Here is a 7,980-nt window from a genome sequence, read left to right on the forward strand (position 1 = left end):
TCCGGCCAACCACGACCTCATGGTGCGGCTGCGTCAGGCGAAGATCGACGGCATAGCTGTTCCCGATGCGGTGGTGGACGACCCGTCGGGCGAGGCCGAACTGCTCGTCGTCGGCTGGGGCAGCTCCTACGGCCCGATCGGGGAGGCATGTCGTCGAGCCCGCCGCCGTGGAACGAAGGTCGCGCACCTGCAGCTGCGGAACCTGAACCCGCTGCCCGAGAACCTCGGCGACGTGATGACCGGGTACAAGACGGTCATCGCACCCGAGATGAACCTCGGCCAGCTTGCGGGCGTGCTGCGCGCCCGCTATCTCGTCGACGTCCAGCCCGTGACCAAGGTGCAGGGCCTGGCCTTTCTGGCCGACGAGATCCTCGACGCGATCGATGCCGCGCTCACCGGCACGTTGCGTCGATTCGAAGAATCGAAGACCACCACGGCCCTGGCCGAGGCCGAGTGCCGCACCTCTGCCGTCCGTGAGGAGGAAAACGCATGACCGAGTTGATCAGTCGCGTGGGGATGGACCTCGGGCTCAACGCCACCGCGTTCGTACCCAAGACCGACACCCCGCAGAAGGCGAAGGACTTCACCAGCGACCAGGAGGTCCGCTGGTGCCCCGGCTGCGGCGACTATGTCATCCTGGCCGCCATTCGCAACTTCCTGCCGGAACTGGGCCTGCGCCGGGAGAACATGATGTTCGTGTCGGGCATCGGATGCTCGAGCCGGTTCCCGTACTACCTGGAGACCTATGGTCTGCACTCGATCCACGGTCGCGCGCCGTCGATCGCGACCGGACTCGCCGTCACGCGACCGGACCTGTCGGTGTGGGTGGTCACCGGTGACGGCGATGCGCTGTCCATCGGTGGCAATCACCTCATCCATGCGCTTCGCCGCAACGTGAACATGAACATCCTGCTGTTCAACAACAGGATCTACGGACTCACCAAGGGGCAGTACTCCCCGACCTCCGAGGTAGGGAAGGTCACCAAATCGACCCCGATGGGTTCGGTGGACCACCCGTTCAACACCCTCTCGCTCGCGCTCGGCGCGGAGGCGACCTTCGTGGCCCGCGCCCTGGACTCCGACCGCAAGGGGCTGACGGAGGTGCTGCGGCAGGCGGCCGAGCACCGGGGAACCTCGTTCGTGGAGATCTATCAGGACTGCCCGATCTTCAACGACGGTTCCTTCGATGTGCTGCGCAAGGACGATGCCGAGCAGCGGGTCGTTCCACTGCAGCACGGCAAGCCCATCATCTTCAGCGTGGACGGCCAGAAGTGCGTCGTGCGTGACGGCTTCGGCCTGCGGGTCGCCGAAACTGCGAGCGTGTCGCCGGACGAGATCGTCGTTCACGATGCGGAGGCGGAGGATCCCGAGTACGCTTTCGCGCTTTCGCGTCTGTCGGATCAAGATCTCCAGCACACGGTGTTCGGTGTCTTCCGCGCTGTCGCGCGTCCGTCCTACGACGATCTGGTGCGCGAGCAGAACGATTCGGCCCGTACTGGTCGTGCGGGTGATGGAAAGGCATTGCAGGAGTTGCTGACCGGCGGTGACACGTGGACGGTCACGAACTGACCGGGAGCGGGCCCAGGCGTCACAGCCTTCGAATTCAGGGCTAGACAATGCGCATGATTAGTATAAAGTGACTGCCATCACATCTCTTCACTCCTTGATCCTTCGTCGGTAGGAGCAGTAGCAATGTCGCTCAGGAACGAGATCGAAAACGCCCTCGCCCGGTACGCGCTCGCGTACGATGACGGCGATCTGGACGGCGTCGAAAGAACTTTCAGTGAAACCGCCGTGTTCACCATGCGTATCGGTGACGGCGACCTCGTGGGCCCGCTCAACGGCCGGGAAGAAATCATGGGCCTGTTCCGTGGTGCCCACGACTCCCAGACCGATCAGCGTCGGCACATCACCACCAACCTGCTGATCGACGAGCTCGACGAGAAGAACGTGCGTACCGTGTCGTACCTGTTCATCACGTCGGCGGAGAACGGTGCGCTCCGGGTCCTGACCACCGGCAAGTACGAGGACGAATGGACCAAGGCGGGCGGCGACTGGGTGCTGGCCAAGCGCCACATCGCACTCGATCTTCCCTACTGACCCGAACTTCGGAGACGTTGTCAATGACGATGAATCAGGGCCTCATCCCGGCCAAATGGGCTGCACTCACGCCGAACAAGATGGCGGTTTACGACGTGCCCAACGACCGGCGGATCAGCTTCGCCGACCTCGACGAACGGGTACGCCGGCTCGCGAACGGACTGCGTGCGCTCGGTCTCGAGAAGGGAGACCGCGTCGCCGTTCTCACCAAGAACAGCATCGAGTTCCAGGAACTGTTCTTCGCTGTCGGACGGGCCGGGCTCATCCTGCAGCCTCTCAACTGGCGCCTCGCCGACGCGGCCCTGCTCGAACTCGTCGCCGACGCCTCGCCACGGGTGCTCATCACCTCGAGTGAGTTCCGCTCCACCGCAGAAGAACTCACTCGGATAGCGAACTTCGATCACTGGCTCGAGTTCGGTGCGGGCGGTGCCGGCACGTACGAGGACATGCTCGCCGCGGCGAGCGCCGACGAGCCGATCTGGACGCCGACAATCGGCAACGACGATCCGTTCTTCATCCTCTACACCGGTGGGACGACGGGTCAATCCAAGGGAGCGTTGCACTCCCACACCAGCGCGGCCGCCGGGATGCTCAACCAGACCGTGGCCGAGCGGGTCGTCCCCTCGGACGTGTACATGCTCACCGGGCAGATGTACCACATCCCGGTCGTGCTCTCGATGAACTACATGAAGCACGGTTGCCCCGTCGTGCTGGTCAACTTCGAAGCCAAGCAGGCTCTCGAGATCATCGAGCAGGAAAAAGTCTCGGCTTTTCTCGGCATCACCACGATGCTCAACTGGATGATGGCCGTCGAGAACTTCGACAGCTACGACCTGTCCAGTCTGCGCAACATTCAGTACGGCGGCGGCCCGATGCCTTCCACGATCGTCCGGCAGGCCCTCGCCGCGTTCCCGTGCACACTCATCCAGGGTTACGGGCAGACCGAGGGCACGACCATGTCGTTCCTGTCGCAGGAGGACCACCTCGACGCGGCCAAGGGCATCAACGAGCACCGGCTCAAGTCGTGCGGCCGAGAGGGTTTCGGCACAACCATCCGCGTCGTCGACTTCGATGGCACGGAGGTGCCCCGCGACGGCAAGACGCCCGGCGAGATCGTCGTCCGCTCCGAGGCCAACATGCTCGGCTATTGGAACAAGCCCGAACTCACCGCGCAGACGCTGCGCGATGGTTGGATGTGGACCGGTGACGTGGGTGTGTGGGACGAGGATCGTTACATCTACATCGTCGACCGCGCCAAGGACATGATCATTTCGGGTGGTGAGAACATCTACAGCATCCAGGTCGAGGAAGCGATCGGCGCGCACCCCGCGGTGCTCGAATGCGCGGTGATCGGCGTCCCCGACGAGGAATGGGGCGAGGTGGTCAAGGCCGTCGTGGTGCTCAAACCCGGCCACACCGCCACCGAACAGGAGATCATCGACACCGCCAAGCGCAATCTGGCCTCGTACCAGAAGCCCCGGTCGGTGGACTTCGTCGACGCCCTACCCAAGGCTCCCACCGGCAAGATCATGAAACGCGATCTGCGGGCGCCCTATCTCGACGTGGCAGCCACCCGATGACAGTGGACACCGAACGCAGGACACCGACCGAGGCCGAACTCGAAGGCCTCGTCGGTACCCGCTTCCCCGGCGGCGACGCCACCCTCGAACCGTGGTGGGTGCACCTCGTGCTCGACAGCATGCTCGCCGATCCCGCGGACGGCGGCGCGCATCCCGTGCTGGTGTTCCTCGTCGCGACAGGGTCGATGGGCTGGAGCTGGGACGAGTTGTTCGCGCTGTTCGGAGCGTCCGACGCGGACGGCCCTATGGCAGGCGAGACCGAGACCGTGGTGCACCACCCGCTGCAGGTGGGCGGCACCTACCGGGTATCGGGTGAGATCGTGTCGGCGGTCCGCAAGGTGGGCCGCCGCACCGGTGTGTTCGACATCGTCGGATACCGGCTCGACCTGCACGACAGCGACGGCGCGCACTGTGCGTCGACCACCAATTCGATTGTTTTCCCCCGGCGGGGTGAAACTTCATGAGACCTACTGTCGGAGAGCAAATCCCAGGAAGGGTCATCGACGCCGTGGACCCCGCTCGCATGAGGACGCTTTCGGCGCTCATGCGAGATCCGAACCCTATCCACTTCGACCGGTCCGCGGCGAGCACGCTCGGCCTCGGTGACCGGACCGTCAACCAGGGACCGAGCAACATCGCCTATGTGGTGTCGATGCTCGGCAGCTGGGCGGGTGGGGCAGACCGCGTCACCGGATACCGTTTCCGATTCCTCGGCAACGTCTTCGAAGGAGACCGGTTGCAGGCTTCCGGCACGGTCACGGCCGTGGAAGAAACCGCCGGGGGACTCGTCGTGCGGTGCGAACTCGCGCTCGATGTCGTGGACGGCGCCCGGGTTCTGGAAGGTACGGGGACGGTCCATCTCCCCGCGGATCACTGATCGCAGACAGGCATTCTACCTAGGAGGACAGCATGGCCGGACGTGTAGCAGGCAAGGTCGTGTTCATCACCGGAGCAGCGCGCGGTCAGGGGCGCTCTCATGCGGTGCGTCTCGCAGAAGAGGGCGCCGACATCATCGCCGTCGACATCTGCCAGAACATCGACTCGGTGACCCCGTACTACGATCTTGCGTCCGAAGCGGACCTCGACGAAACGGTGCGTCTGGTCGAGGGACTCGGCCGGCGCATCATCGCGCACAAGGTCGACGTCCGCGACCGCGCCGGTTTGCAGAAGGCGCTCGACGACGGAATCTCTCAGCTCGGTGGCGTCGACATCGTCGTCGCGAACGCCGGGATCGCGACCTACGGTTTGTCGTGGGAGCTCAGCGAAGAGCAGTGGCGCGACATGATCGACGTCAACCTCACCGGTGTCTACAACACCGCCGCGGTCGCGATTCCCAGAATGATCGAAGCCGGGCGCGGCGGGTCGATCATGTTCATCAGCTCGATCGGCGGACTCAAGGGCGTCCAGCAGGTGGGGCACTACGTTGCCGCGAAGCACGGCATCGTCGGACTGATGCGCACGATGGCGAACGAACTGGGACCGCACAGCATCCGGGTCAATACCATCCACCCCACCAACGTCGACACGACGATGATCCAGAATCCGGGAACCTACGGCATGTTCTCGCCCGGCGACCCCGAGCCGAGCCAGGAGAAGGCGATGCCGGGCTTCATGTCGCTCAACACCCTGCCCATTCCGTGGGTCGATCCGGTCGACATCAGCAATGCCGTCTTGTTCCTCGGCAGCGAGGAAGCACGGTACGTCACGGGTGTCGCCTTCCCGGTCGACGCCGGCGCCTACGTGAAGTAGCTCGACCATGGCCGTCGGAATCGACGACAACGAGGATCTGCGGTCGCTGCACGCCGATCCGCAGACTCGGCACCAGCTCCTCGCGTCGCAGAGCGAATGCACGTTCGCGTTCGCGACGGAGGAGGGTTGGCCGGCCGGCGTCGTGATGAGCTATTTGTTCCACGATGGAATCTTCTGGCTCACCGCGGCGGCCGGCCGCGCGCATGTGCGTGCCGCACAGCGTGATCCGCGGGTGACCCTCGTCGTGTCGAATGCCGGCACGGACCTACCGGGCCGCAGGATGCTCGCCGTCAGGGGCCGCGTCACCGTCCACACCGATGACTGCACCAAGCAGTGGTTCTATCCGGCGTTCGCGCAGCGTCACGCCCCGGACAATTCCGAAGCGTTCCAGCAGTTGCTGGACAGTCCCAATCGTGTCGTCCTCGAAGTGCGTCCGGTGCGGATCGCCGTCAGTCACGACTCGACGAAGATGCCCGGTGACGGCCGTGGCGGCGGGATGGGACCTCGACCGACCAGAAAGTGATCGCCATGTCTGCGGACCAGAAATCCGATTATTCACATTTGCTGTCCCCGTTCCGAATCGGGCCGATGGAGTTGAAGAACCGCGTGGTGCTTCCGCCGCACGCGTCCGCGATCGGCAACATCTTCGGTACCGACGAGGAAGCCGAGCGGAACCTTGCCTACTACGTGTCGCGGGCACGGGGTGGTGCTGCGTGGTTCGACAGTCTCAGTGCGTGGGTGCCCAACACGGGTGTGATCCCCGGATTCGAACCGACCGGTGTCGGCGCGACCGTGCAGGGGCACTACAGCCTGCCGTTCTTCGTCGAACGGGTGCAAGCGTATTCGGATGCGCTGCACGCCGAGGGCGCGGTGGTCACCGGCCAGATGGTGCACCAGGGTGGCATGCCGCACGGGGCCTCACCGGTACTCAGCGCACCGGTCTTCAACACCGTGCCGCATCAGTTGAACCGTGAGGAGATCGCGCACTTCGTGGGGCAGTACGAGTTCTGCGCACGCCAGGCCCAGGCGGCCCGGCTCGACGGTGTCGAGCTCCACATGAACCACGACGACCTTCTCGAGTACTTCCTGTCACCGCTGACCAACAGGCGTGACGACGAGTACGGCGGGTCGATCGAGAACCGCTGCCGGTTCCCCGTCGAGGTGCTTCGGGCGATCCGCGACGTCACCGGCTCGTCGATGGTGATCGGTATCCGCCTGAACCTGCGTGAGGAGGTGCCCGGCGGGTACGACATCAACGGCGCGATCGAGATAGCGCAGTACCTCGAAAGCACCGGTCTGGTCGATTACTTCCACGGAGTCGTCGGAAGTCCATGGGGCAACCCGTCCTACATCCAGCCGCATTTCTTCGAGGCAGGACAGTGGGCCGAGCTCGCCGGGCAGTTCAAGCGCGCGATCTCGCTTCCAGTGGTGCATACGGGGCGAATCAACCATCCCGACGTCGCCGAACGGATTCTCGCAGCGGGTCACGCCGATGTCGTCGGCATGGCACGTGCGCACATCGCCGAGTCGGACATCATCGAGAAGACCCGCACCGGTCGAGTCGACGAGATCCGTCCTTGTGTGGGCGGCAACGAGTGCATCAGCCGCCGCTATGTGGAAGGCCTGCCTTTCGGCTGCGCTGTCAACCCCGCCACGAGTAACGAGGTCGACGGACCGTGGCCGACGGTGACCGATCCGAAGCGTGTCCTGGTGGTCGGTGGCGGCCCAGCCGGTATGGAGTTTGCGGCACTGGCCAGGGAGAAGGGACACGACGTCGAACTGTGGGAGTCGTCGGACACGCTCGGTGGACAGTTGCGCACCGCCATCAACGCCCCCACCTACGACATGTTCGAGAAGTACCTGACATGGCAGCAGCGCCGGCTCGACCGCACCGGGGTCAAGATCGCCTACGGCCACACCGCGACACAGGCCGAGATCGAGAAGGCGGGCTTCGACGTCGTCGCGGTCGCGACCGGCTCGACTCGACGTACCCCCGATATCCCGGGTGTCTACGGTGACAACGTCGCCGTCATTCGCGACGTCCTCACGGGCGAGGTGCAGGTGGGCAAGCGCGTGCTGATCGTCGCACAGGACGATCACATGCCGCCGCTCTCCCTCGCCGACTATCTCACCGAGCGCGGCGCCGAAGTCACCATCGTGTACGCGACGCAGGTGGCCGGTCAGCTGCTGGGTCGCTACATCGTCGGTGGCATTCTCGGCCGCCTGGACGAGAAGGGTGTGCAGTACCGGTTCATGGAGGACGTCGTCGAGATCACCGCGACCGGTGTGATCACCCGCAATGTGTACTCGGGCCGCACCTACGAGGTGGACGGGTTCGACAACGTCGTCCTCGCGTGCGGTGGCGTCGGCGACGCCGGCCTGTACGAGAGCCTGAAGAACGGGCCTGCTGCTGCGGACGGTCGCGAGGTGCACATCCTCGGTGACGCGTACGCGCCGCGCCGCCTGGTGTTCGCCACTCGCCAGGCGTACGCACTCGCCAAACTCGTCTGACATTTATCCACGTAGGAGGGGTGCAGGGCGCAATCCCAGC

Annotated in this window: 8 protein-coding genes and 1 pseudogene; all 9 read left to right on the forward strand. The window is 64.7% G+C overall.

Going from position 1 to position 7,980, the window contains the following annotated elements; translation table 11 throughout:
* Positions 1-493: pseudogene (locus Q8814_RS22720) on the forward strand (2-oxoacid:acceptor oxidoreductase subunit alpha); the annotation flags it as partial.
* A complete protein-coding gene (locus tag Q8814_RS22725) occupies positions 490-1,569 on the forward strand; it encodes a 2-oxoacid:ferredoxin oxidoreductase subunit beta (protein ID WP_330154242.1) in 1,080 nt (359 codons plus the stop codon). The pseudogene Q8814_RS22720 and the gene Q8814_RS22725, both read left to right, overlap by 4 nt.
* A gap of 123 nt (positions 1,570-1,692) precedes the next feature.
* Positions 1,693-2,100, forward strand: coding sequence for a nuclear transport factor 2 family protein (locus tag Q8814_RS22730; RefSeq protein ID WP_330154243.1), 408 nt, complete (start codon positions 1,693-1,695; stop codon positions 2,098-2,100).
* 23 nt (positions 2,101-2,123) lie between these two features.
* Positions 2,124-3,680: an AMP-binding protein gene (locus tag Q8814_RS22735; RefSeq protein ID WP_330154244.1), complete on the forward strand. Its 1,557-nt coding sequence runs from the start codon at positions 2,124-2,126 to the stop codon at positions 3,678-3,680.
* Complete coding sequence (locus Q8814_RS22740; RefSeq protein WP_330154245.1) at positions 3,677-4,144, forward strand: hypothetical protein; 468 nt, start codon at positions 3,677-3,679, stop codon at positions 4,142-4,144. The genes Q8814_RS22735 and Q8814_RS22740 overlap by 4 nt, the downstream gene beginning before the upstream one ends.
* Positions 4,141-4,557: a MaoC family dehydratase gene (locus tag Q8814_RS22745; protein ID WP_330154246.1), complete on the forward strand. Its 417-nt coding sequence runs from the start codon at positions 4,141-4,143 to the stop codon at positions 4,555-4,557. The genes Q8814_RS22740 and Q8814_RS22745 overlap by 4 nt, the downstream gene beginning before the upstream one ends.
* 32 nt (positions 4,558-4,589) lie before the next feature.
* A complete protein-coding gene (locus Q8814_RS22750) occupies positions 4,590-5,429 on the forward strand; it encodes a mycofactocin-coupled SDR family oxidoreductase (protein ID WP_330154247.1) in 840 nt (279 codons plus the stop codon).
* 7 nt (positions 5,430-5,436) lie between these two features.
* The gene (locus Q8814_RS22755; protein WP_330154248.1) at positions 5,437-5,952 is read left to right on the forward strand and encodes a pyridoxamine 5'-phosphate oxidase family protein; all 516 of its coding nucleotides are present in this window, start codon (positions 5,437-5,439) and stop codon (positions 5,950-5,952) included.
* Positions 5,953-5,957: 5 nt separating this feature from the next.
* On the forward strand, positions 5,958-7,940 hold the full coding sequence (locus tag Q8814_RS22760; protein WP_330154249.1) for an oxidoreductase: 1,983 nt from the start codon (positions 5,958-5,960) through the stop codon (positions 7,938-7,940).
* Positions 7,941-7,980 lie beyond the last annotated feature (40 nt).

It is taken from the genome of Rhodococcus chondri (assembly GCF_036327435.1).
Taxonomy (GTDB): Bacteria; Actinomycetota; Actinomycetes; order Mycobacteriales; family Mycobacteriaceae; genus Rhodococcus; species Rhodococcus chondri.

Coding starts and splice junctions, on each gene's coding strand:
- Q8814_RS22750 (WP_330154247.1), top strand. CDS start 4,590: ATGGCCGGACGTGTAGCAGGCAAGGTCGTGTTCATCACCGGAGCAGCG.
- Q8814_RS22755 (WP_330154248.1), top strand. CDS start 5,437: ATGGCCGTCGGAATCGACGACAACGAGGATCTGCGGTCGCTGCACGCC.
- Q8814_RS22745 (WP_330154246.1), top strand. CDS start 4,141: ATGAGACCTACTGTCGGAGAGCAAATCCCAGGAAGGGTCATCGACGCC.
- Q8814_RS22740 (WP_330154245.1), top strand. CDS start 3,677: ATGACAGTGGACACCGAACGCAGGACACCGACCGAGGCCGAACTCGAA.
- Q8814_RS22725 (WP_330154242.1), top strand. CDS start 490: ATGACCGAGTTGATCAGTCGCGTGGGGATGGACCTCGGGCTCAACGCC.
- Q8814_RS22735 (WP_330154244.1), top strand. CDS start 2,124: ATGACGATGAATCAGGGCCTCATCCCGGCCAAATGGGCTGCACTCACG.
- Q8814_RS22760 (WP_330154249.1), top strand. CDS start 5,958: ATGTCTGCGGACCAGAAATCCGATTATTCACATTTGCTGTCCCCGTTC.
- Q8814_RS22730 (WP_330154243.1), top strand. CDS start 1,693: ATGTCGCTCAGGAACGAGATCGAAAACGCCCTCGCCCGGTACGCGCTC.